This window comes from Paenibacillus hamazuiensis (genome assembly GCF_023276405.1).
Taxonomy (GTDB): Bacteria; Bacillota; Bacilli; order Paenibacillales; family NBRC-103111; genus Paenibacillus_AF; species Paenibacillus_AF hamazuiensis.
In genome coordinates this window covers 4,307,382-4,329,749 of record NZ_JALRMO010000001.1, presented here as the reverse complement: position 1 = coordinate 4,329,749, position 22,368 = coordinate 4,307,382, and the positions used below count along the sequence as shown (strand labels likewise).

General features: G+C 54.8%; 20 protein-coding genes. 17 read left to right on the top strand and 3 right to left on the bottom strand.

The annotated features are described in order from the left end of the window. Positions 1-15: 15 nt before the first annotated feature. From MYS68_RS18830 to MYS68_RS18805, 6 genes are read left to right on the top strand one after another with little or no spacing between them, the layout of a single operon-like run. Entirely contained in the window at positions 16-2,079 is a 2,064-nt protein-coding gene (locus MYS68_RS18830) for a hypothetical protein (RefSeq protein WP_248927322.1), read from the top strand. A gap of 42 nt (positions 2,080-2,121) precedes the next feature. Next, the gene (locus tag MYS68_RS18825) at positions 2,122-3,024 is read left to right on the top strand and encodes a DUF3473 domain-containing protein (RefSeq protein ID WP_248927321.1); all 903 of its coding nucleotides are present in this window, start codon (positions 2,122-2,124) and stop codon (positions 3,022-3,024) included. Then, entirely contained in the window at positions 3,021-4,589 is a 1,569-nt protein-coding gene (murJ, locus tag MYS68_RS18820) for a murein biosynthesis integral membrane protein MurJ (RefSeq protein WP_248927320.1), read from the top strand. Before MYS68_RS18825 ends, murJ begins: the two co-directional genes overlap by 4 nt. Then, positions 4,574-5,302: a glycosyltransferase family 2 protein gene (locus MYS68_RS18815; RefSeq protein WP_248927319.1), complete on the top strand. Its 729-nt coding sequence runs from the start codon at positions 4,574-4,576 to the stop codon at positions 5,300-5,302. Before murJ ends, MYS68_RS18815 begins: the two co-directional genes overlap by 16 nt. After that, on the top strand, positions 5,295-5,660 hold the full coding sequence (locus MYS68_RS18810; protein ID WP_248927318.1) for a DUF2304 domain-containing protein: 366 nt from the start codon (positions 5,295-5,297) through the stop codon (positions 5,658-5,660). The genes MYS68_RS18815 and MYS68_RS18810 overlap by 8 nt, the downstream gene beginning before the upstream one ends. A gap of 39 nt (positions 5,661-5,699) precedes the next feature. After that, positions 5,700-7,604, top strand: coding sequence for an HD-GYP domain-containing protein (locus tag MYS68_RS18805; RefSeq protein WP_248927317.1), 1,905 nt, complete (start codon positions 5,700-5,702; stop codon positions 7,602-7,604). Between the two features lie 37 nt (positions 7,605-7,641). Here MYS68_RS18805 and MYS68_RS18800 read toward each other — a convergent pair whose 3' ends face one another. Both MYS68_RS18800 and MYS68_RS18795 read right to left on the bottom strand, forming a co-directional pair. Continuing rightward, the gene (locus MYS68_RS18800; RefSeq protein WP_248927316.1) at positions 7,642-8,565 is read right to left on the bottom strand and encodes an NAD-dependent epimerase/dehydratase family protein; all 924 of its coding nucleotides are present in this window, start codon (positions 8,563-8,565) and stop codon (positions 7,642-7,644) included. A 367-nt stretch (positions 8,566-8,932) separates the two neighbouring features. Continuing rightward, a complete protein-coding gene (locus tag MYS68_RS18795) occupies positions 8,933-9,967 on the bottom strand; it encodes a metallophosphoesterase family protein (RefSeq protein WP_248927315.1) in 1,035 nt (344 codons plus the stop codon). A 156-nt stretch (positions 9,968-10,123) separates the two neighbouring features. On the opposite strand from MYS68_RS18795, the gene MYS68_RS18790 reads away from it, so the two are divergent. The 9 genes from MYS68_RS18790 (at position 10,124) to MYS68_RS18750 (ending at position 19,334) form a co-directional block, all read left to right on the top strand. Then, positions 10,124-12,064, top strand: a complete 1,941-nt coding sequence (locus tag MYS68_RS18790) for a hypothetical protein (RefSeq protein ID WP_248927314.1) — start codon at positions 10,124-10,126, stop codon at positions 12,062-12,064. A 72-nt stretch (positions 12,065-12,136) separates the two neighbouring features. Continuing rightward, complete coding sequence (locus tag MYS68_RS18785; protein ID WP_248927313.1) at positions 12,137-14,134, top strand: hypothetical protein; 1,998 nt, start codon at positions 12,137-12,139, stop codon at positions 14,132-14,134. A gap of 54 nt (positions 14,135-14,188) precedes the next feature. Continuing rightward, on the top strand, positions 14,189-15,349 hold the full coding sequence (locus tag MYS68_RS18780; RefSeq protein WP_248927312.1) for a carboxylate--amine ligase: 1,161 nt from the start codon (positions 14,189-14,191) through the stop codon (positions 15,347-15,349). A gap of 99 nt (positions 15,350-15,448) precedes the next feature. Beyond that, positions 15,449-15,610, top strand: coding sequence for a hypothetical protein (locus tag MYS68_RS18775; protein ID WP_248927311.1), 162 nt, complete (start codon positions 15,449-15,451; stop codon positions 15,608-15,610). Positions 15,611-15,759: 149 nt separating this feature from the next. Further along, a complete protein-coding gene (locus MYS68_RS18770; RefSeq protein ID WP_248927310.1) occupies positions 15,760-16,980 on the top strand; it encodes a DUF2157 domain-containing protein in 1,221 nt (406 codons plus the stop codon). Next, the gene (locus MYS68_RS18765) at positions 16,977-17,513 is read left to right on the top strand and encodes a GDYXXLXY domain-containing protein (RefSeq protein WP_248927309.1); all 537 of its coding nucleotides are present in this window, start codon (positions 16,977-16,979) and stop codon (positions 17,511-17,513) included. The genes MYS68_RS18770 and MYS68_RS18765 overlap by 4 nt, the downstream gene beginning before the upstream one ends. A gap of 153 nt (positions 17,514-17,666) precedes the next feature. Further along, positions 17,667-18,524, top strand: a complete 858-nt coding sequence (locus MYS68_RS18760; protein WP_248927308.1) for a lipoate--protein ligase family protein — start codon at positions 17,667-17,669, stop codon at positions 18,522-18,524. 380 nt (positions 18,525-18,904) lie between these two features. Further along, positions 18,905-19,072, top strand: coding sequence for a type II toxin-antitoxin system VapC family toxin (locus tag MYS68_RS18755; protein WP_248927307.1), 168 nt, complete (start codon positions 18,905-18,907; stop codon positions 19,070-19,072). Between the two features lie 88 nt (positions 19,073-19,160). Then, the gene (locus MYS68_RS18750; RefSeq protein WP_248927306.1) at positions 19,161-19,334 is read left to right on the top strand and encodes a PIN domain-containing protein; all 174 of its coding nucleotides are present in this window, start codon (positions 19,161-19,163) and stop codon (positions 19,332-19,334) included. A 17-nt stretch (positions 19,335-19,351) separates the two neighbouring features. Here MYS68_RS18750 and MYS68_RS18745 read toward each other — a convergent pair whose 3' ends face one another. Beyond that, positions 19,352-20,083, bottom strand: a complete 732-nt coding sequence (locus MYS68_RS18745; protein ID WP_248927305.1) for an alpha/beta hydrolase — start codon at positions 20,081-20,083, stop codon at positions 19,352-19,354. Between the two features lie 206 nt (positions 20,084-20,289). On the opposite strand from MYS68_RS18745, the gene pdhA reads away from it, so the two are divergent. Both pdhA and MYS68_RS18735 read left to right on the top strand, forming a co-directional pair. Continuing rightward, positions 20,290-21,372: a pyruvate dehydrogenase (acetyl-transferring) E1 component subunit alpha gene (gene pdhA / locus MYS68_RS18740; RefSeq protein WP_248927304.1), complete on the top strand. Its 1,083-nt coding sequence runs from the start codon at positions 20,290-20,292 to the stop codon at positions 21,370-21,372. Positions 21,373-21,375: 3 nt separating this feature from the next. Then, the gene (locus tag MYS68_RS18735; RefSeq protein WP_248927303.1) at positions 21,376-22,356 is read left to right on the top strand and encodes an alpha-ketoacid dehydrogenase subunit beta; all 981 of its coding nucleotides are present in this window, start codon (positions 21,376-21,378) and stop codon (positions 22,354-22,356) included. Positions 22,357-22,368: the final 12 nt, after the last annotated feature.

Genomic DNA, 22,368 nt, shown 5'->3' with positions numbered 1-22,368 from the left:
GGAGGGATATAACGTATGGAACCGGGCGCCTCGTCGCTTATGTTTATTAAAGTCGCTTTTTCCTTTACCGTTATGTTCATAGTTCTTCCTTCCTTGGTTACCAGATTTAAAGAAGAGGACGATACGATACTCGACAGGCTGTTTATTCCGCTTATTCATTCGACCTTATTCATCATCATTGCGGTTCACCTGCTCGTCGTATTGAAGCTGTTCGAAACGCTGTCGCTTATCGCCGTATGCGTTGCGGGGTTCGTTTATTTTTGGCGGAGAAAATTCGGCGTCGCCCGGATCGATTACGGTACGCGCGTCGTTACGGAGATCTTCGACGTTTCGGAGGATGTCCCCGGCTCTATGAGACAGACAAGGCTGTGGTTCGGACAGCTTTGGAATAACTCCAAAGCGCTGATGCAGCATATGATCCGCCGGATCAGGAAGTATCCGCTCGCCGCCGCTTTGATAGCCGTCACCTTGGGGTATGCGGCTTATGTGCGCTTTCATCATGCTTTTGCCCATCTGTATTTCGCCGCTTCCGACCCATACATTCACGCGAAATGGGCGAAAAGTTTGCTGAAAAACACCCTTTATGTGGATGGGGTTTATCCGCAGGGCTATCCAGCGGTTTTATCGGCAATAAGCGGGTTTTTTATGATCGATCTGTATGGCATCGTCCGTTTTATCGGACCGATCGCCGGCATACTGATCGTGCTTTCGGTAGGTCATTCGGTCAGAAAGTTCGGGGCTAATCCGTACGGCGTATTTATAGCGATGTTCGTCTATACCGGATTTGCCGCACTTCCTTCCTACGTATGGAGGCAGCTGTCCGCACTGCCGATGGAATATGCCGCCGTCTTCGTTCTGCCGGGCCTCGTCTATTGGGTGCTATTTTGCCGTTACGGCAGCAAGCATCATTTGCTGCTCGCGGCCGAATGCTTGCTGCTGACGCTGCTTATGCACCCTTTCAGCACGGCATGCCTTGGCGTCGCGATGGCGGTTGCAGGAGTTATTTATGCATACCGGATTTGGCGGCGCCGGCAGCTATGGACGGTGTTTGCCTACTTGGCGGGAGCGGGAGCGATCGGGCTGCTGCCGATAGGGATCGGACGGCTGCTGGGCATTCCGTTCTACGCAAGCTCTTTTGATTATGTCGTAAACAGTGTCCAGGCAGGGGAAAAGTCGCCTTCGTTCTCCCGGCTTTGGTCCGACTTCGCTGCAGGACCGAATGGCGTTATCCTGCTTTCGGCCGCATTCGCTGCCTTGCTTGCAACGGGGGTGTACATCATTCGTCGAGGGCGGCTAAAGCAGCGGGAAACCGGGCTTCCCGTCTTTATACTTATCAACGTCCTTTTTTTTATGATGTACAAGGCGAAGGAGATCGGGCTTCCGATGCTCGTTCCTCCGGACCGTATGGGGGTGTTTTTTTCGCTGCTGGCGGCTAATCTGTGCGGGTTGGCCTTGCTTGCGCTCGATCGTTTGATGGATGCAGGTACATACAAGCGGTATATCATCGCGGCGGCGGCAATGCTTTTTGCCGGATTTATCGTTATGACCGGTCAAACGGTCAAGGTTCCGATTGGCTACAGGTATCAATACGATGAGTCGGTGCAAGCGTATCTGCACATCAAAAATGAGTTTGAAGCGGGCAATTGGACGATCGTTTCCCCCGTGGAGGAGTATCCTTTGGTCGAAGCTTTCGGATACCATACGAACCTGTGGGAATTCGTGCAAAATATTAGCCCCGGCAGCAAAGAGAAGGTCGGATTTCCGACGGCGCACGTCTTTTTCTTCGTAGAAACGAAGCCGCTTGTCGGAGGGAAGGAAATCGCCCCGTCGGATGCGACAAAGCCGTTTCCCGGCCCGGTCGAAGGAGATTTGGCGGATTTTTATTACCGCAGCAACAACCGGGTCATTCTCGAAGCGAAGCTGAACAACTGGGTTCAGTGGTACATGAAACGGTATCCGGACAAGATGTCCGTTTATTACGATTCCCCTCAATTCAAGGTATATCACCTCAGGCAGTCAGCGGGAACGCCCCCTGCCGAGCTGCCGAAGCTGCCTGAAGAAGAGGTGGGAGTTTGGTAGCAGACAGCACTAACTTTTACAAGGAAACGGAGGGATGGCGTCATGGCGAGCATTTTTACCGTAGACGTGGAAGATTGGTACCAGACGAACGGGCTGAACATTGAGCCCTCGTCCTGGTCTTCCTACGAAGACCGCGTGTATCGCAATACGATGAAAGTGCTCGAGCTGCTGGGCCGTTTTGGGGTTAGTGCCACTTTTTTCGTGCTGGGCTGTGTCGCTCAAAAACATCCCGGGCTGGTGCGGGAAATTCAAAGAGCCGGCCATGAAATCGGGTCGCACGGCGGATGGCATCAGATGGTCAACCGCATGTCGTTAAGGCAGTTTCGGGACGACCTGAGGTTCTCGATCGATGTGCTCCAATATATTACGGGCGAGCCGGTGCGGTATTATCGGGCACCCTCGTGGTCTATTTCTCCTGACCGGTACGCAGCGCTTTCGATCATGGAGGAGGAGGGCATCGTTTGCGACTCCAGTTTACAGCCGTTTCGCACTCCGCTATCCGGCAACAAAGGCGTGCCCGTTCATCCGTTTCGTCCGGTCGTCGATGGGAGACGGCTAAATTTGCTGGAAATTCCGTCCACCGTGCTGAAATGGGGCGGGGCGACGATTCCGTTTTCCGGAGGTTTTTACCTCCGCTTCTGGCCGTCCTGGTTTTCCTCCTGGGCGTTGAGACACGTCCATTCCACGCGGGTAGGGATGATTTATATTCATCCGTGGGAGCTCGATCCGGATTTCCCCCGGCTGAAAAACTTGCCGCCGCTGATTCAGCTCGCGCAATATTACAACCTGCGGTCGATGGAGAAAAAGGTAGCGACTTTGCTGGAGCATTACTCATTTACGACGATGGGGCAATTTATCGCAGCTCATTCGTTTCCTGAATTCGAGCTTCATTCGCTGCAGAGAAGCGGCGTGCCCGAGCCGGGGCATGAGGGGATACGGCCATGAGAAGGCGATTGCTGGAGCTGGCAACAAACAGCGTGCTGCTCATCACGGCGATCAATGCGCTCGGGGCGGTATTGGCGTTCGTACGCGATGTCGTCATGGCAATGTACCTTGGGACGTCCGTGCATGCGGATGCGTTTACCTTGGCTTACTTCGTGCCGGACACGCTGGGCAATAACATTATCGGAACCGCGATCGGCACGGTGTGCGTTCCTGCGTTCGCCAAGCTGTACGCTTCACGCCTGCGAAAAACGTTTAACTCTTCCGTGATGCGGACTGCCGGTATCATGTTTGGCGGGTCGGTGCTGCTTTGGATAGGCTGCATGGCGCTGACGAAACAAATCTCGGTTTGGCTCGGCGGGGGAACGGGACTGCTTGCGCAGACGGTTCACCCGCTGCTCCTTATCGTGCTGCCGATTATGGCGTTATACCCCGCGGCGTTGGTCGGGGCGGGCGCTCATCAATCGCTCCAACGATTTATCGTACCGGTCACAGCCCCGATCTTGGTGAACGCAGCCATTTTGGCGGCCGTATGGGCCGCACTGCTCTTCAAGGTTCCCCAATCGGCAGGAGCGAGCTACGCGGCCTGGGGCGTTGTGGCCGGGACCACCGCCATGTCCGTTTGGATTTGGCTGCCGCTTCTCAAGGTATTCCGACGGCATGCGGACGATTCTCCCGATGCTGAAGGAAAAGCGGAACGGGATGAACGCAAGTTATGGCAATCGTTCGCCTTCTATGCGTTCATTCTGCTCGCGGCGCAGGCGGTGGGCGTGGCGGAAAGATATCTTGCGGCAAGAACGGAAACCGGAGCTGTGGCCGCGCTTAATTTCGCCTACCGGCTGGCGCAGTTTCCGGTATGGGTGTACGTGTCGGCTTTCGGCGTCGTGATGCTGCCGAAGCTGGCGCAGCAGCTGGCGCACGGCAGGACGGGCGAACTGCAAACGACGATCGTTCGTGCGTTGAGCAGCGTGCTGTTTGTCGCCATACCGGTTTCCGCGCTGCTGTGGCTGCTGCGGGAGCCCATCGTTTCGCTGTTGTTCGAGCGCGGCGCATTCGACAGTGCCTCCGTAGAGCTGACCTCCGGCATTCTGGAAGGCTATGCGCTGGCGATCGTGTTTCAGTCGATCAGCGTCATCGCGCTGAGATATTTCCTCGCTGTCGAATCGCTCACCTTATCCGCGGCGATGACGGTGCTCTCGACGGCAGCGACGATCGGTCTCGACTTCGCATTCAGTTCCAGATTCGGCGTTCGCGGGCTCGGCTTCGGTGCCGCGGTGGGCGCATTCATCAGTGCGGCGGGCTTTGCGGCGGCCCTGCATCGCCAGGTCAACATACGGGCCGCCGTACAGCCGGCTTTGCTGATGATTAGCCTTAACATTCCGGCGGCGCTATCGGTAGTCGGATTGGCGGCGTTTGTCAAACGTACCGCCTGGGAGTCGTCGTTCGTTCACAACCTGCTGTTTTTAACGGCCGCGGTTGCCCTTTATTCTACAATTTTGTTAGTGCTGTCTTTAAAATTCAACCTGTTTAATCGGTTATGGGGGGAAATCCAATGGCAGAAACCCTGATCATCATACCAGCGTTTAATGAGGAAAAAAGCATAGGTACGACGCTGCACGATCTGCTTCAATCCGTCCAAGGCGCCGACATTCTCGTTGTGAACGACGGCTCGGTGGATGGCACAGCCGCCATTTCGGGCGCATCGCCGATCTGGGTGCTCAATCACCCGGTCAATCTGGGGTATGGAGCCGCGCTGCAGTCCGGCTACAAGTTTGCGGCCAGACGCGGCTACCGTTACGTCGTGCAGTTCGATGCGGACGGTCAGCACGCTACGGGGGATTTGATCCGGCTGATCGGCGAAATGAGAAAAAACGATACCGACGTCGTGATCGGTTCGCGGTTTCTCGGCGACCCGAATTTTGATCCCGGACTGCGAAAGAAGCTGGCCATTAACACGTTTCGCTCCATCATTTTTGCTTTGACCCAAACGAGGGTGACGGATCCGACTTCAGGATTGCGCGGACTGCATGAAAAGGTATTCCGCTTTTATTCGGAAAAAGGCCGTTTCCCGAGCGATTATCCGGATGCGGATATTATTATCCACATGCTTTTGAACCGGTTTCGGATTCGCGAGTTTCCGATCGGTTCCCGCGAGCGCAAGGAAGGCATCAGCATGCACTCGGGCTTCAAACCGATCATTTATATGTTTAAAGTGATGCTCAGCATCCTGGCGGTGTTTTTAAATCATTGTCTCGTAGACCGGAGGAACCGACATGCCTAGCTTATTAAAATGGTTCGTGTTATTGCTCGGTTTTTCGTTTTCCGGCATCGTCATTTATTTGCTGACCCGCAAAAAAATCAACGAGAAAAACACGCTCGTTTGGCTGGGCGGCACGATCATCATTCTTGTGCTGTCCGTCAACCCGCATTTGCTGGATAGTTTGGCGAAAATCGTCGACGTGGATTATCCCCCGTCGCTGTTGTTTCTTTTTTCCGTGATGGTGCTGCTGCTGCTTAATTTATACCAATCGATCCAAATATCATCCTTACATGATAAAATTAAGGAGCTTTCGCAATATATCGCGCTGCGGGACGCCGAGGATCATACCGGGAGGAGAGAGCACCCGGAAAACGGCTAACGCCTACGGAATATCCATACAAGGAAGGGGGCGCAGGAGATGCCGGCATGGTTCGGGAAAGTTCCTTATCTGCAGCAAGTGCAGGACATGATCGAAAAAGCGGGGCTTACCCAAGATGCGCTTCTCATCATCGCAGCCGCCGCAGTGGCGGTGCTGCTCGCCGTCATTTGGGCTCTAGCGCTTCAGCGCAAGGCCGGTCATACACGCAAGCGGCTGGCACTCACCCGGAAAATCATTCAAACGGTAAAGCCCGATAAAGGGCTGGAAAACAATCTGATCGATCTGCTCGAATTTTTTGACCGGTTTGTCGAAGCTCCCGTGTATGCCTTTTATGTGCACGAACCGAGAAACAACAGTTATACGTTGAAGGCGGTCCGCCATAAGACGAAAGAAATCGGCAGCACAATGTCCGCTTCTGCGGAAAAGAAAAAAGAGAATTATCATCCGCCGCTTTCGGTTCAAGGCGATACCGGAATGATCCGTTCCGGCAAAATCGTCGAAGGGGAAGTGCCGCTGCTCGTAGTCCCTACGGGACAAGGGAAAGGTTTGGTGCGCATCGGTCCCTTATCCGGAAAGCCTTCGAAGAGAACGTTGGCTTCGCTGGACGAGCTCGGCGAGTTGATCGGCCAAATGCTGGACAATTTAACGGCGGCAGAGAAGCTGAAGGCGGAGTCGGATGTCGTGCTCGCTTCCGGCAAGGCGATGCAGCAGATCAATCAGATTGCGCTTCATCCCAGGATGACCGTCGAACTGATGATTCAATTGTCGATGCAAACGATGGCTGCCGCTGGGGGGTGCTACGCCGAGCGTACAGGCGACCGTTATCGGATACCGGTGAGCATTGGGCTGGAAGAGAAGCTGGCCGGCGAATTAACGGAAGATGTCCGGACGCTGGACATGCTCCATCAGCTTGCAGCGAATGAGGAATACGTGCTGCTCCGGCGCGGGGATGCCGTCTTTGCCGGTTTGCCCGCAGCCTTTAAGAGCCTCGGCATGGACGCGATCGTCGTGCTGCAGGTGAACATCGGCACGCCGAATTTTTTGATCTTCTGGTTCGATCGCTTCGGGGATGCGGGGACGGAGCAGGCGGCGCTCAGCACGATGAAAATGGTGCAGCGCGATATCCGCGGCATCATTTCGCATCAAATGTCGCTGAGCCGGCTGGCCGGAACGTATACGGGCATTTTAAAAGGGCTCGCCCAACTGCTCGACAACATGAGCCCATATACCGTCGGATATTCGGAGATGATGAGCCGGTACTCGATCATCATCGCCAAGGAGATCGGGCTCAGCGAGCCGGAGATCCGCGATGTGGCGCTCGCCGCGTATCTCAGCAACATCGGGATGTTCGGGATTTCGGTCAATTTGTATCAAAAAGAAGGCAAATACTCCGATCAGGAATTCGAGCTGATGAAACTTCACGCCGAAGTCGGCGCCTCGATCGTTCGCACGACGCTGGGCAACGAACGCGTGGCCGAATACATTTTGTATCACCACGAACGGATGGACGGAAACGGCTATCCGGCCGGCTTAAAGGGGCGCCAAATTCCGGCCGGCTCGAAGATCATTGCCGTCGTGCAGACGTTTCTCGCCAAAATTAACGGGCGGAAATACCGCGACCCGCTGCCGTTTCATCAGGCGCTGCAAACGCTGCGCGCAGCGAGCGGCACGCAGCTCGACGCTTCGATCGTCGATGCGTTTATCGCCTGGTTCGAACGCAAACAACGGAATCCGAATTTCAATGCCCGATCGCTCGGCTCTTGCTGGGAGATGTGCTGCGTGCCGTCCAGTGTGTGTGAACATTGTCCGGTATACGGCCGCATGGATGTGAATTGCTGGGAGGTCGCGGACAATAACTGTGCGACGCACGGCAAAAAGTGCGAGACGTGCTTCGTTCGCACGGAACATGCCCATCGCACCGAGTGGCTGAAACGGGCGAAGTAGCGACGGAAAAGAAAAACGGAATGCAAAGGAAGATCCCTTACATTCCGTATTTTTTTGCATAGTAGGAGCAAGTTTCCTGCATGCCTTCCTGCAGACTGTACTTCGGGGACCAGGCAAGCTCGCGGAGCGCGGCCGTATTGTCGAGCCGGCTGTGTTCGATATCTCCCGGGCGGGGAGGCCGATATTCCGGCGCGAACGGCTTTTCAAGCTGACGGCACATGATCCGCAGCAGCTCGGTTACGGTTGTCTGCTCGTTCCGGCTTATATTGAACAGCCCTCGGGAGCCCCGATCCAAAGCGGCGATGTTGGCGGATACGATATCTTTGACATAAATGAAATCCCGCGTCTGCTCGCCGCTGCCGAAAATAACCGGCTTTTCTCCGGATAGCAGCTTGTCGACGAAGATCGAAACAACGCCGCCTTCGCCTTTAGGGTCCTGCCTGATGCCGTACACGTTGGCGTAGCGCAGTATGGTGAAATCCAGCCCGTACAAATGGGCGAACGCTTCGATATAATGCTCCGGGGTATGCTTGGAGATGCCGTAAAACGATAGCGGCTTCAGCGGATGCTTCTCGTCCACGGGCAAATATTCGGGAGTGCCGTAGACCGCAGCGGAAGAAGCGTAGACGATTTTGCGCACGCCGTGCTCTCTGCAGTTTTCCAGCAGCTTGATTGTGCCGACAATGTTAATTTCGGCATCAAGCGACGGATGTTTGATGGATGTTTGCACGTCGATCTGCGCCGCGTGATGGATGACAACCTCCGGCTTGAACCCGGAGAATACCGCTCCGAGCGGGTCTTTCACGATGTCCGCTTCGTACAATCGGGCTTCCGGATTGGCATATTCGCGTTTGCCCGTACTGAAATTGTCGAGCACGGCGACGGAATGCCCGAGCCGGATCAGCTCGTCGACAATATGGGAAGCGATAAACCCGGCCCCGCCGGTTACAAGGATTTTCATTGGTGACGACCCCTTTTGGTGCAGATTTGGATTTTGTACGAAAAGATTTGAAATTTACCCTGGTACAGCAATGGTTAAGCGTGTCAGCATAGGGTTTTGTGAAGCAAAACCCATGCAGACAAACGCGAGCCCGAGGCACATATTCGCTCCCCAGGCGCCGCACCAAAAGTACAGCGTGTCCGGCATAGGAAGTTTTACCCTAAGGTAAAACTTCAATGCCGGACAAACGCGACCTAGCAGCGAGCAGCCCCGCTTTTCGGGCGGGTCCAGGGCGCTTGGGGCGCCTGGGGTCCCCCCGGTGGGGGGATTTAGGGGGGCGCGGCGAAGGACCAGCCTGGGGTCCCCCTAGAGGGGGATCTAGGGGGGGTTACACCAGCGACACCGTCCAGTTGGCTTCATCGATCCAACTGCGGTTCGAAAATTCCCTGCCGCGTACGACGACCCGGTCTTCGTATACCTGAATGTACATCCCTTGGGCAACCGAGCCGCTGCTCGAACGGGTGCGGCCAACGGATGCGTTATTGAACCAGTGGAACGTATTATCCTTGTTATAGTGGGACTCGCCGACAAAGTTGCGGTGCGTGTGACCGGAGAGCACAAACACATTTTTATACGGCTTCAAAATATTGCGGAACTCGGTGGCGCGAATAAGCTGATGGGTGCGCCCGTCCATCCCGAGCGCAGGCAGCGGCTGATGGATGAATATGAGCGCCGGCTTGCCGTCGGCATGAGCTTTCATCGTTTCCTGCAGCCAGGCAAGCTGTTCGTCGGAATACCAGGCGCCTTCTCCGACCTCGGGTTTTTCCTGGTAATAAGCTTCCTGGGAAACCATGATCAAATGCACGCCGTTGATCCAGACATCGTTATACGGCTTGCCGTAGCCGAAAAACTCCATAAACCGCTGACGGGACTGGGCATCCGTTTTTCCGTTCGGAACCGTATCGGTGGAAAACTGTCCGTCCTTGTTAAGCCAAACATCGTAATAATCGTGATTTCCCAAATTCGCATGTACGGGCGGAAGCGTATATTTGTCGAGAACGCTTTTCAGCAGCTTGTAATCGCTGGCGCGGCCGAAATCGGTCAAATCGCCGCCAAGGACAATCGCCTCAACCTTCGATTCGAAGTCGGTAACGTCCTTAAGCGCCCAATGCAGCTTCTCGGTCATGGACGACTCGCTTACGGAAATGTGCAGATCGCTGAGCAAAAACATCGACAGCAGCGGTTCCGGCGACACTTTTTTGGGCGGGGCGGGTTCGGAAGCCGACGGTTTCGCCGGTTCGGCCGCGCCCGGGTCCGTCTTGGACACGCTGCGGCTGAACCATTCGAAGAAACCCATGACCCCGAGTGGAATGAACGAAAAAAATACGGCCATCTTTTTGATAAATTTGCGTCTTGAAATCATAGCTAGGCATTCTCCCATGAATGTTGATGTTTTGTTAAGATTCATTATACCGTGGGCAAGGGAACATATACCAGAGCGAGCCCCCGTTTCTGCACAGGAAATCCGGGAAAATCGTGTAAAATTTTTGTGAAATATGAGGAAAGGAGGAGAAGATCAATGTACGCAAGTTTGGTCAATCATCTGGAAGAGGGCACTCATTACGCGTTAGCTTTTGCCGTATTATTTTGGTTCTGGCCCAAGCTCTTGCTTCAGAGGCTTTCGGGCGATACCGCGGAACGGGCGGCGGCGAACTTTATGCGCATGGTGCTCATCATTATCGCCATGGGATACATTTTGGTCGTTTTCCAATTAATGGAGATGATTGCGATCATTGCAGTGTTCGTCATATGGTCGCTGATCCGCTGGAATCGCAACCATTCCGCGGACAAACGCGCCTTTCAGCTGACCACGCTTGTTGCGACCGTCTTTGATTATTTGGAAGGCAGGAAAAAGCTTTTTTCCCGATTGAAACAAAGCTCCGGAGATTACGCGAAAGATTTGAAGCGAAGGCTGCTGCACAGGCTGGCCTCTCCTTGGATCGTCACGGAATGGCTGCTGCTGCTCGCCGTTTTGGCCGGATCGGCGTATGTCCGCTTTTACGATGCATTCATGAACGCCGCGCCGGCTATGTCCGACTCTTATACCGTGCTCGAATGGATGAAGCAGATCGATGAGCGGAAGCTGTTCGAAACGGGCATCTATCCGAAAGGCTTCCATATTTATCTGGACACGATTTTCAAATTTGCCAAAATCGACGCGCTTTATATCAATAAGTACAGCGGACCGTTAAATTCGATTTTGACCATGCTCGGCATCTACTTTGCCGTCTCCAGGTTTACGGGAAAAAAATACGCGGGCATCGTCTCCGCCGTTCTGTACGGATGGTTCGGGTTTATGATCGGTGCCGGCTGGGAACGCCAGGCGGCAACCAACTCGCAGGAGTTTGCGCTCGTATTTGTGCTCCCGACCTTATATTTCTTCCGGAAATATTTGCAGACGACGGACAAGCTGTATTTTTGGACGGCGGTATCCGGTCTAGCCGTAACAGGACTTGTGCACCAATTGATCTATGGCTACTTATGCATGGGCATAGCTTTTCTCGTGGCTGTCCATTGGCTGGGAGGAGTACGCAAGCATGTGAAGCAAACCGTATGGATTGTGGCGGCCGGCGCCGGTTCGGCGGTTATTTCCGCCATACCGGCAGGCATCGGGCTTGCGATGGGCAAAAAGTTTCAGGAGGCTGCACAGGATTTCCTCACAAGCACGGCGGCGAACCTGCATACCCCGAGTCTGGGGACAATGGATTACGCGGCACTCATAGCACTGGGTCTGCTGTTTGTCGGCGTCCTTATAGGCTGGAAAAACGAGAGGCTGCGCACGGCCGGCTTGTTCACCCTGCTTTTTTCGGGAACCACGTTTGCGCTTTATTACTGGGGTGGAGTGGTGACAAAAAGCGTCGTCATCGCGGCCCGCATGGTTGATCTGTGGAGTCTGGCGATTCCGATGACCATAGGCATGAGCTGGGGAGTCGTCTTTGCCGGATTTTCGAAGCGGCCGGCGCTGCGGCTCGCGGAGACCGTCATCGTCTGCGCGCTTATGGCCGGCGTCCTTTATCAATATCCGCTTGAACCGATCGTGCCTTATAAAATGGAACGGAACGATACGGTCGAGCAGTACCTGAGAATCAGCGAACGCCACGCCACGAAGACGTGGATGATCATTTCGCAGGAGGAAGGATACGCGCTGGTTCTTGGCTCGGGATATCACATGTACGTCCGGGAACTGCTGGAACAGTACGATCCGGCCCATAAATATTTGACCATGAAGGGTAAAGCCGAACCAAACAAAAACCTTCCTACCGATGTATACATCTTCGAAGAGAAGTCGGTGTTCCGGACCCATTTCGAACAATTGGCGCCGATTTACGACCGGCGCGAACGGGAATCAAAGCAGTTGGAGCAATGGATCTCGGCATACAAGGAAGCAAACGGCGGCATCGATGTTTTCTTCGAGGACGAGTTCCTGAAGGTTTACCATATTTCGCGTCCGCTTGAATAGCCGCACTCCTGGCCGAGGATGACGCGGAGGAAGCCGGGATATGGCAATATTGAAGGTCAGGAGGGGAATCGGTTGTACGCCAGCTTTTCGAATCATCTCGAACAGGGTGCGCATTACGCATTTGCTTTTGCCGTATTATTCTGGCTTTGGCCCAAGGTTCTATTTCATAGATTCGAAGGCGACACTGCGGAGCGGGCGTTAGCCAATTTTACCCGGATGGTGCTGTTGGTCATCGCGATGGGGTACATATTGGTCGTGACGCGGCTGTTTGAAATGATTGCGATTTTGACCGTACTTACATTTTGGGCGATGTTCAGATGGGTTCGCAAACATACGGCGGACAAACGCGGCAGCCAGTTGATCGCACTGGCCACGTTATGTTTTGATTATTTTGAAGGCAAGTATAAGCTGGTCCCGATTGTCAGGCAGCGGCTCAGCGATTACATGGCCGGTCTCGGAGAACGGTTCAGACGAAGGTTGTCTTCACCGGGCACGATCGCGAAATGGCTGCTTCTCCTCGTCGTAGTGGCCGGGGCGGCATACGTTCGGTTTTACGATGCGGTTAAGTTCGCGGCTCCCGGCATGTCCGATGCCTATACGGTGCTGGAGTGGATGAAAGACATCGATGACCGTGTGCTCTTCAAAACCGGCATTTATCCGAAAGGGTTTCACATCTACCTGGACACGCTGTTCAAATTTGCGAAAATCGACGCGCTGTACATCGATAAATACAGCGGTCCGCTGAATTCGATATTGACCATGCTCGGCATGTATTTTCTGGTATCGCGGTGGACGGGGCAAAAAATCGCAGGCATCGTTTCCGCCGTCGTCTACGGATGGCTCGGCTGGATGGTCGGCGGAAGCTGGGAGCGCCAGGCGGCGACCAACTCGCAGGAGTTTGCGATGGTGTTCCTGTTTCCGACGTTGTATTTTTTTCGAAAATATTTGCAAACCGGCGAAAGGAACTCCTTCTGGACGGCGGCATCCGGGCTTGCGGTAACGGGGCTCGTGCACCAATTGATCTATGGGTATCTCATCCTGGGCATCGCCGTTTTAACTGCGGTTCACTGGCTGGGAGGCATTCGCCCGTATCTCCGTCAAACGTGGCGGATCGTCATGGCGGGGGCCGGATCGGTTGTCGTATCGGCCATTCCGGCCGCAATCGGACTGTCCATGGGGAAAAAGTTCCAGGAAGCGGCTGCGAAATATTTGACCGGGACGACGTCCAATGTACGTTTTCCGGAGCTGTATGCGACGGATTATATGGCCCTGGGTGCCGCGGGGCTGATGCTTGTCTGCGGACTGGCCGTCTGGAAAAACGAAAACCGACGCACCGCTTATATGTTTACGAGTCTGTTCACCCTGCTTACGTTTGTCCTGTGTTATTGGGGCAGCGCCGTTACGCAAAGCATCGTAGTCGCCTCACGTTCGGTGGAGCTGTGGGGACTCATCGTTCCCGTGGCGCTCGGTATGAGCTGGAGCGTATTGTTTGCCGGTGCGGCGAATCGTACGCTTCGTTTCGTGGAAACCGCAGCTGTGATATCGCTGCTGGGAGCCACTCTGGTCTTTTATCCGCTGAAGCCGATCGTGCTTTATAAAATGGAGTGGGACAGCAATGTGGAGCAGTATTTGCGGATAAGCGAGAGCAATGGGCATCGTTCCTGGATGATCTTCTCGCAGGAGGAAGAATATCCGCTGGTTAAAGGCGAAGGGATTCATGCGTATATTAAGGACTTGCTGGAAAATTACGACCCCTCCTATAAATATTTAACCTTGAAAGGTGAATCGGAGCCGAATCGGAAAATTCCAACGGAGATTTATATTTACGAGGAAAAACAGGTATTTCGGACGAACAGAAGTTTCGATCCTGAAGCGGATAAGAAATTGGCCGCCGAATATGACCGGAGAGAAAAAGAAATGAGAGAATTGCAGAAATGGATCCAAACCTACAAGGAAGCGAACGGCGGCATTGAAGTTTTCTACGAGGACGATGTTTTAAGGGTTTATCATATTTCGCGTCCCCTCACGAGAGAAGAGATCGTTCAGCAAATATGGGGAAAATCGGATTAATTTACCGAACACAAGAAGATCGCAGTATTGACGAATTAAAAAGGAGGAGGAGCCATGTCGCTTTTAATCACGGACGGAATGCTTCGCATGGCTTTAGCGGCGGCGAGATCGGTGGGCCGTCGCGGTGTTTTCGTAGGGGTGGGGGAGAAGACGAGATTCACCTCTTCCGCGTTTTCCAAGTATTGCAAAGATCGGTGGGTGTACCCCGATCCGGCGGAACATCCCGATCTGTACTACGATTCGCTCCTCAGGCAAATCGAACTTGGAAAATACCGCGTGATGTTTCCGCTGGACGAGGTTACCTTGGGCGTCGCTTACCGGAAGCGAAGCGAGCTTGGCGAACTCCTCCATTTGCCGCTTCCTCCTGCGGAAAGCTTCAGGATCGCGCAGGATAAAGGGCTTTCCGCGCGTCTGGCGCTTGAGGCGGGCGTGGATGCGCCGAAAACGGAGTTTCCCGGCAATCTTGACGAAGTGCCTCATCTTGCCCGAAAGTTAAACTATCCGCTCGTCATCAAGCCGCGCATAAGCTCCGGGTCGAGAGGAATCCGGATTGTCCGCGATGAAGCGGAGCTCGTTTCAACGTACGGGGAGATTCACCGGATGTATCCTTACCCTGTGCTGCAGGAATACATTCCGCTCGGCACAAGGTACGGGGTCGGGATCTTGTATGACGGCAGCGGCAAACTGAGAGCGGCGTATGCGCATAAAGAGGTTCATCACTTTCCATATCCGATGGGCCCGAGCTCGGCGGTCGAAAGCGTCTGGATGCCGGAGCTGATCGAAAGAACGAAGGCTATTATGGATAAGCTCCCCTGGTACGGGGTCGCTCAGCTCGATTTTATGACGGATCCGCGCGACGGCATTCCTAAATTTATGGAAATCAATCCGCGTTTTTGGAACTCGCTTCAGCTTTCCGTGCAGGCCGGCGTCGACTTCCCGTGGCTGCTTTATCAATTGGCCGTAGGCAACCCGATCGAAGATGTGTTCGACTATAAAATCGGACAAATTTGCCGGAACCTTCTTCCCGGCGAGCTGCTTCATTTTGTGCAAAACCCGGACCGGCTGTCGATGGACCCGCCCCTGTGGGCAGGACCATCCAAGGTGAAGGACGATATTTTGTCGTGGTCCGATCCGATGCCGGCGTTCGGTTTTGCTCTGGCCTGCGGCGCCAACCTGTTCAACCGTAAGCTGTGGAACAAGCTGCTCAAGCGATAAAAGGCGGAATGGGACTGTGTTATGCGGGGCAAATTAGGAGAAGCAGCCGGCTTTGTCCGCCGGCAATCACCTGCATGTTTTCCGGAAAGGAGCACCGCGATGTCCAACTCCAAACAGCCGGATCGGGAAGCTGAAGGAGCGAGTGAGCGCCGAGACACCCTGCCCCTGCAGGAAGAGGCTGCGCTATTTGTTCGCTCGCTGTTCCCCGATCAAATCGATTTTCCTGACGAATACGAAGAAAATACGCAGCCCGAGCAGTAAGCGCGGACTGCGTGAGGACCCCTTATTCATGCGGAATAAGGGGTTTTTGTCTTGCGCCGTTAAGGTACTACGGAAAGTTAGTACTTTTTTTGGAAAACCGTTCGGATATACTGAGATTAAGACGTTGCAGCAGCGAGGTGAAAGGAAGCATGTCAAAAAAATGGGTGGAGCGCGAAGGATTGCGCTGGGTGGAGCAGCAGATCGTGACGCGCGAGCAGTACGAAAGGATTCTTTCTTTATACGATGGAAAAAAACAATCGCCCGGCCTTCTGCCGATATTCGGCAGCATTCTGGTAGGGCTCGGCGTACTCAGCTTTATCGCCGCCAATTGGCAGGATATTGCGGAAGGGCTGCGGCTTGCGATCATCATCGCGGCGATGGCCGGTTTTTACGCGGCAGGGGAAAGGTTGGCCGCCCGCGGTCAGGAAAAGCTGGGAATCGCGCTGATCGGCATCGGGCTCATATCGTTCGGCGGAGGAATCGTGCTGGTCGGACAAATGTTTCACCTGCTGGCGACCGGTGCCGGAGCGATGATCGTTTGGGGAGTCACGGGAATGGTGCTGACGTATTTGTATCGCAGCAGGTACCTGTTTACGCTCAGCCTGATTATTTTTAACATTGCGCAGCTGTACAGCACGATCAGCTTTCATACGTTCAGCTATACGGCGCTGGCGCTGATGACCGCCGGCTTGGGCTTCTACATCTGGAAAGTGAGGCAGAGCGCGCTGCTGATGTGGCTGCTCAATGTTAGCCTCATGATTCAGTCGCTTATTTTGATCGTGTTTATGGACTGGAAGCCGCTCTGGATATTGATTCCGGCATTGCTGCTTTACGCGGCCGGGGATTGGCTTGGGCAGCGGGACCATGCCGGCGCGTTTCAGGCGGCTCCGCTGATCGCGGCGTTTTTGATGGGCGTATTTCTCGTCCTGTTTTACGATGAGGCGTATGGAAACCTAGATTCGTTCCGGGCGGACGCGTCTCTATATTTGCCGGTGCTCCTCGCTCTGCTAGCGGTTTCCGCCGCCGGCAAATACCGCCGGAAACGGGAAGTCAGCGCCGCCGAGTGGCTGCTTTTCCTGCCGCTCATTTATTCGCCCGCCCTGGTGGAGCTGCTCTATCTGGTTGCGCTGTTTCTGTTTTCGCTGTACGTGCTTTGGCGCGGCTACAGCGAGGAGTGGGGCTTCAAAATCAATGTCGGCACCGTGTTGTTCATCTTTACGACGATGATCGCTTACGGCAAGCTGACGTGGGATTTTATGGACAAGTCGCTGTTTTTCGTGATCGGCGGAGTCATTCTGCTCGCGCTCAGCTGGTTTTTGAACCGGCGGCGCAGGCGGTTTTTCAGCGAAGGGAAGGAGGGAGAACGATGACGGAAAGGAGTGTGCTCAAAAAGCGAAGCGGCAAGCTCGGAATAGTTGTGGCCGCGCAAATTTTATTCCTGCTCGTTCTCGCCGGCTCCTACTGGGCCGCAGGCGTATGGGGCCGGGAAATCCGGCTACACACGATCCCGGTGGACCCCCGGGATATGCTGTACGGCGATTACGTCACTTTAACGTATGAGATGAGCCGGCTTAAGCCGGAGATGTGGAAGGAAGCCGGGAAAGCTCCCAAGAAAGGCGACGTCGTGTATGTCGTGCTAATGCAGGACAAGGACGGAGTGTTTCACCCGGAGGCCGCCTACGGCGCCAAACCGGCTTCCGTCAGCGGCGACATGGTCGTAATGAAGGGGCGGGTCGAATATGACATGGGCGAAGCGATAGCCGTCCGATACGGCCTGGAGCGTTACTACGTGCCTGAGGGAACAGGGAAGGAACTGGAGAAAAGGGCGGGAGATATGGTCGTCCGGGTAAAAATCGCCCCGTGGGGCCAGGCGAGAATCGTCGGTTTGGAGTCGTCCGGATAAATTGATTTTGCGCTTTATGCTTTCAGTCTGCAAGAGGAGCGTTAGCGGGGGTTCACGGCAGTTCCGACTCAAACTCAAGCAATTGTCTTGCGGCAAGCCGAGCGGTGGCTTACAATAAGCTTTAAATCGTTAACCGGAAAGGAAAAAGCCGCCATGAACCGAAGATTAAGCGTATGGCTGGAACAATTAAGTTTGCCCGCGGAGCTGCTCCTGCTGGATCGGACCCGGGAGTGGCACGACGATATCGCGTACCCGTTTGCACTGGATGAGCTGCTCTGCCGCAAGGTCGGGCAAGGGATGACCCCGGTGCTGCACATGTGGCGGCATCCGCAGGCGCTGGTGCTGGGCCTGCGCGACAGCCGGCTGCCCGGTGCCGTTCGCGCGATGCGCGAGCTCGAGGAGCAGGGCTGCCGCACCGTCGTGCGCAATTCCGGCGGCGCCGCGGTGCCGCTTGATCCCGGCGTGCTCAACGTCACGCTGGTGCTGCCCAAACCGCCCGGCGGCATCGGCTCGCCCGGCGATTTTCGCGGCGACTTCGAGCTGATGTACCGCATCGTCGGAGCGGCTTTGGAGACCGCCGGCGCGCAGGTGGACAAAGGCGAAATCGCCGGGTCGTATTGCCCCGGCGATTACGACATCTCGATCGGCGGCCGCAAATTTTGCGGGCTCGCCCAGCGCCGGCAGCTGAACGCTTATGCGGTGCAAGCGTTCATCGTGGCCGAGGGCAGCGGCGCCGAACGGGGCGAGCGAGCCCGCGCGTTTTACCGGACGGCGGCCGAAGGCGCCGCGGCGGAGCAGTATCCGCTCGTCGAACCCGAGCGGATGGCGAGCGTCAGCGAGCTGCTCGCGCCGATAACGGCGGAGCAGCTCGCGGGCCGGATCGCCGGCGCGCTGCGCGATGCCGGCGTGACTCTGCGTCCGGCCGCATCCGGCGATTTGCCGGATGCGGCGGACGTCGCAGCGATGGCCGCGGCGCTCCGGGCGCGCTACGCGCCGCCGCGCGCGGAGTAGCCGCAGCGGCGTGTCGCCGCCCGATCCCCCGCGATCGGCGATCGGTGCGGCATGCAGGCTGTTTCGCGCGTTGGATCATCATATGAATCCATTTATAATTGAGGTATATTATTGATTCGGGGAGTGGTTTTCCATGATCGATAAGAAGCAGTTGACCATTCGCTTTCCCCAACCCGTCGTCGATTACTTGACGATGCGGGCGGAAAGCGAAAAAAGTCGTTAAACCATATCGTCGTCGACATGGCTGAGGAATATATGAAGTGGCATGAGGGAGAAAAAGTGCTGCGGGATATTGCGCTCATACGGGAGAAAATTAAGGAAACGAGCGGCATTCACCCCGATTCGACCGGGGAGATCCGACGGTTGAGAGATGGTGAACGATGAGCCGGGTTTGCCTGGACGCAAACATATGGATCAAGGTGCTGACCGAAGAACCGGATACGCAGCTCGCACAGAAGCTTATCGTCCAACAAATACGGCAGCGCACGGAAATCATTGCCCCCAGCCTGATGAAGTTGGAAGTTGGCAGCATTTTGCGAAAAAAATGAAGCCGTAAACTTATAGATAAAGTATGGCTGGACGAGCTGTGGAGCAAGTTCTTATCGCTCCCCATTACATATATAAGCCAGGAGAGCGATGCGGCTTGGCGAAATCGCGGAGCAAAACGATCTTGTACATCTTTACGATGCCGTTTATGTCGCTGTTTCCGAGCAGAATGGCGCTGCATTTTGGACCGCAGATGAAAGCTTGGTGAACTCGCTTCGCCGGACGAAAACGAAGATCAAGCTGCTGCAGCGGGACATGGAGTAAATGTTGTCGCTGGCCATTTACCGCAGCAAATATTTGATCCCTTCGGGCAGCTCGTTTTGCCAAAATCCCCACAAATGTTTGCCGGGTTTTTCCACATACAGCATACGGGAGCTTCTCTCATCGAGAAGCTTTTTTGTTTTGCGGTTTTCCGCGAGAAAATCGAACGTCCCCCGCTCGGTCGTCACTTCCGTTTCGTCAAGGCCGATAAGCATATAAAGCGAAAGCCATGACAAATCCGTCTCCGCCGCGATGCGCTCGCGGGTTTCTTGCAAAAATGCGCCAGATAAGGATAACACCTTGCAAAAAAGGTCAGGATAATCTAAAGCAAGGTGCAGGCTGACAGTTCCTCCGAGGGAATCGCCCGCCAATACGCGATCCTCCGGAGCGGTTCGCACCGGGTAATTTTGCTGGATAAAGGGGATGAGCTCTTCGGCAAAAAATCGGCAGTACACCGGGAAGCGGCTTCCTTCGGGGGCATACTCCGAGGTCCGCGTTTTCGTATCGACATCGACGCCGACGATGATGGCCGGCTCGAAGCTTTCGTCGTAAATAAGCCGGTTCATATGGGTGGCGATGCGGCCGAAATTGAAAAACTGTTCGCCGTCCTGGCAGTAGATGACAGGGTATGACAAAAGCTCGTTGTAACCCGGCGGCAAAAAGATGCGGACCGGTCTTTGCTGCTGCAAAAAAGCGGAAGAAACTTCGGCTTTGACGATGGTGCGTTTGTAGTATAAAGCGTCGTCGGACATGGCGAAACCTCCCATTGTATTATAATAGCAGTGTAAAATCGGTCAACTGTATTATATATTTAGTGAAACTGTTATATTCAAAAAAGAAAATTAAGGCTTATGAAACAACACTTTATATATACAATTTAAAAAAACAGGATTATAATACTACTATAACAGAAAGATGCCGCTCTTTGGCACTTAATTTCAATATGAGGTGAACACGTATGAGCAAGCCTTATGAGGTGCGTGTCGAGAAGGTTCAACCTTTGTCGATACTTGCAACAGACGGTACGATTGTGAATCAGGAAGAAATGCCGAAATTGTCGGACGATCAGCTGCGCGAGCTGATGAGACGCATGGTATTTACCCGCACGTGGGATCAGCGCGCCGTAAACCTGACGCGTCAGGGCCGTCTCGGTTTCTATGCCCCGGTTTCCGGGCAGGAAGCGACGATGGTCGGCAGCGAGTTCGTACTGAATAGGGACGATTTTATTTGCCCGGGATACCGCGACATGCCGCAAATCGTTTGGCACGGTTTGCCGATGTACCAGGCGTTTCTGTATTCCCGCGGTCACCAGCACGGCGGCCAAATTCCCCAGGACGTGCACGTGCTCATGCCGCAAATCATTATCGGCGCGCAGTACCTGCACGCGATGGGCGTGGCGATGGCGTTCAAGAAACGCGGAGAGAAGCGCGTGGCGATTACGTACACCGGCGACGGAGGTTCGTCCGAGGGCGATTTCTACGAAGCGATGAACTTTGCGGGGGCGTTCAAGCTTCCGGCGATTTTCGTCGTACAAAATAACGGCTATGCGATCACAACTCCGTTTGCCAAGCAAACGGCAGCCGAATCGGTAGCGCACAAAGCGGTGGCTGCCGGTATTCGCGGCGTTCAAGTCGACGGTATGGACGTGCTGGCTGTTGCCAAAGCGGTGCAAGATGCGGCGGAGCGCGCGCGCAACGGAGAAGGCGCAACGCTGATCGAAGCGATCACGTACCGGTTCCTGCCGCACTCGATGTCCGGCGACGACCCGTCCAAATACCGGACGAAAGAAGAAACGGCCGAATGGGAGCAAAAGGATCCGCTGCACCGTCTTCGCGAGCTTTTGAAGTCGAAAGGGCTGTGGACCGAGGAAGAGGAGAACCAGATCATCGAGGAAGCGAAGGCGACGGTGGCCGAGCAGATCAAAAAAGCGGAAGAAACCGAAAAAATGACGGTTCCGGGCCTGATCGACAGCATGTTCGAAACGACGCCTTCTCATCTCGAAGAGCAAAAAGCCGAGTTTCTGGGTAAAGGAGAGAAGTAAGTCATGGCACAAATGACAATGATTCAAGCGATAAAGGACGCGATGCGCGTAGAGCTGCAGCGCGATCCGAACGTGCTTTTGTTCGGGGAAGACGTAGGTAAGGTCGGAGGCGTATTCCGTGCGACGGAAGGTCTTCAGGCCGAATTCGGCGAAGAGCGCGTATTCGATACGCCGCTTGCTGAATCTGCGATCGGCGGCTTGGCTGTCGGTTTGGCGGTGCAAGGTTTCCGTCCGGTGGCGGAAATCCAGTTTGTCGGATTTATTTTCGAAGCGATGGACCAAATCTGCGTGCAGGCTGCCCGTCTTCGTTACCGCTCGGGCGGCCGTTATCAAGCTCCGATCGTATTCCGCACGCCGTTCGGCGGCGGGGTTAAAGCGGCCGAGCTGCACACCGACCCGCTCGAGGGGCTTATGGTGCAGACGCCGGGTATCAAGGTCATCGTGCCTTCCAACCCGTATGACGCGAAGGGCCTTCTGATCTCGGCCATCCGCGACAACGATCCGGTCTTTTTTATGGAGCACCTCAACCTGTACCGTTCGTTCCGCGCCGAAGTGCCGGAGGGCGAATACACGGTGCCGATCGGCAAAGCGAACGTCGTTCGCGAAGGTAAAGACGTCACGATCATCACGTACGGCGCGATGGTTCATACGTCGCTCAAAGCAGCGGAAGAGATCGAAAAGCAGCGCGGCGTGAAAGTCGAAGTTATCGACCTGCGCACGCTGATGCCGCTCGATATCGACACGATCGTCGAGTCGATCAAGAAAACGAACCGCGCTATCGTCGTGCAGGAAGCGCAAAAATCAGCCGGCGTCGCTGCGGAAGTGATCGCGCAGATCAACGAGAAGGCGATCCTGCACCTCGAAGCTCCGGTGCTGCGCGTAGCGCCGCCGGATACGGTGTATCCTTTCGCGCAGATCGAAGATCAATGGCTGCCTAGCCCGGCTTCCGTCATCGCCGGTTTGAACAAAGTGCTCGATTTTTAATCGAGCGCCTAC

What these genes read in the sequence shown, in the direction of transcription:
- MYS68_RS18750 (WP_248927306.1), top strand. Translation starts at nt 19,161, where the DNA reads ATGCGGCTTGGCGAAATCGCGGAGCAAAACGATCTTGTACATCTTTAC.
- MYS68_RS18760 (WP_248927308.1), top strand. Translation starts at nt 17,667, where the DNA reads ATGAACCGAAGATTAAGCGTATGGCTGGAACAATTAAGTTTGCCCGCG.
- MYS68_RS18800 (WP_248927316.1), bottom strand. Translation starts at nt 8,565, where the DNA reads ATGAAAATCCTTGTAACCGGCGGGGCCGGGTTTATCGCTTCCCATATT.
- MYS68_RS18795 (WP_248927315.1), bottom strand. Translation starts at nt 9,967, where the DNA reads ATGATTTCAAGACGCAAATTTATCAAAAAGATGGCCGTATTTTTTTCG.
- MYS68_RS18810 (WP_248927318.1), top strand. Translation starts at nt 5,295, where the DNA reads ATGCCTAGCTTATTAAAATGGTTCGTGTTATTGCTCGGTTTTTCGTTT.
- MYS68_RS18745 (WP_248927305.1), bottom strand. Translation starts at nt 20,083, where the DNA reads ATGTCCGACGACGCTTTATACTACAAACGCACCATCGTCAAAGCCGAA.
- MYS68_RS18790 (WP_248927314.1), top strand. Translation starts at nt 10,124, where the DNA reads ATGTACGCAAGTTTGGTCAATCATCTGGAAGAGGGCACTCATTACGCG.
- MYS68_RS18830 (WP_248927322.1), top strand. Translation starts at nt 16, where the DNA reads ATGGAACCGGGCGCCTCGTCGCTTATGTTTATTAAAGTCGCTTTTTCC.
- MYS68_RS18825 (WP_248927321.1), top strand. Translation starts at nt 2,122, where the DNA reads ATGGCGAGCATTTTTACCGTAGACGTGGAAGATTGGTACCAGACGAAC.
- MYS68_RS18775 (WP_248927311.1), top strand. Translation starts at nt 15,449, where the DNA reads ATGTCCAACTCCAAACAGCCGGATCGGGAAGCTGAAGGAGCGAGTGAG.
- MYS68_RS18770 (WP_248927310.1), top strand. Translation starts at nt 15,760, where the DNA reads ATGTCAAAAAAATGGGTGGAGCGCGAAGGATTGCGCTGGGTGGAGCAG.
- MYS68_RS18755 (WP_248927307.1), top strand. Translation starts at nt 18,905, where the DNA reads ATGAGCCGGGTTTGCCTGGACGCAAACATATGGATCAAGGTGCTGACC.
- MYS68_RS18805 (WP_248927317.1), top strand. Translation starts at nt 5,700, where the DNA reads ATGCCGGCATGGTTCGGGAAAGTTCCTTATCTGCAGCAAGTGCAGGAC.
- murJ (WP_248927320.1), top strand. Translation starts at nt 3,021, where the DNA reads ATGAGAAGGCGATTGCTGGAGCTGGCAACAAACAGCGTGCTGCTCATC.
- MYS68_RS18735 (WP_248927303.1), top strand. Translation starts at nt 21,376, where the DNA reads ATGGCACAAATGACAATGATTCAAGCGATAAAGGACGCGATGCGCGTA.
- MYS68_RS18815 (WP_248927319.1), top strand. Translation starts at nt 4,574, where the DNA reads ATGGCAGAAACCCTGATCATCATACCAGCGTTTAATGAGGAAAAAAGC.
- MYS68_RS18780 (WP_248927312.1), top strand. Translation starts at nt 14,189, where the DNA reads ATGTCGCTTTTAATCACGGACGGAATGCTTCGCATGGCTTTAGCGGCG.
- MYS68_RS18765 (WP_248927309.1), top strand. Translation starts at nt 16,977, where the DNA reads ATGACGGAAAGGAGTGTGCTCAAAAAGCGAAGCGGCAAGCTCGGAATA.
- pdhA (WP_248927304.1), top strand. Translation starts at nt 20,290, where the DNA reads ATGAGCAAGCCTTATGAGGTGCGTGTCGAGAAGGTTCAACCTTTGTCG.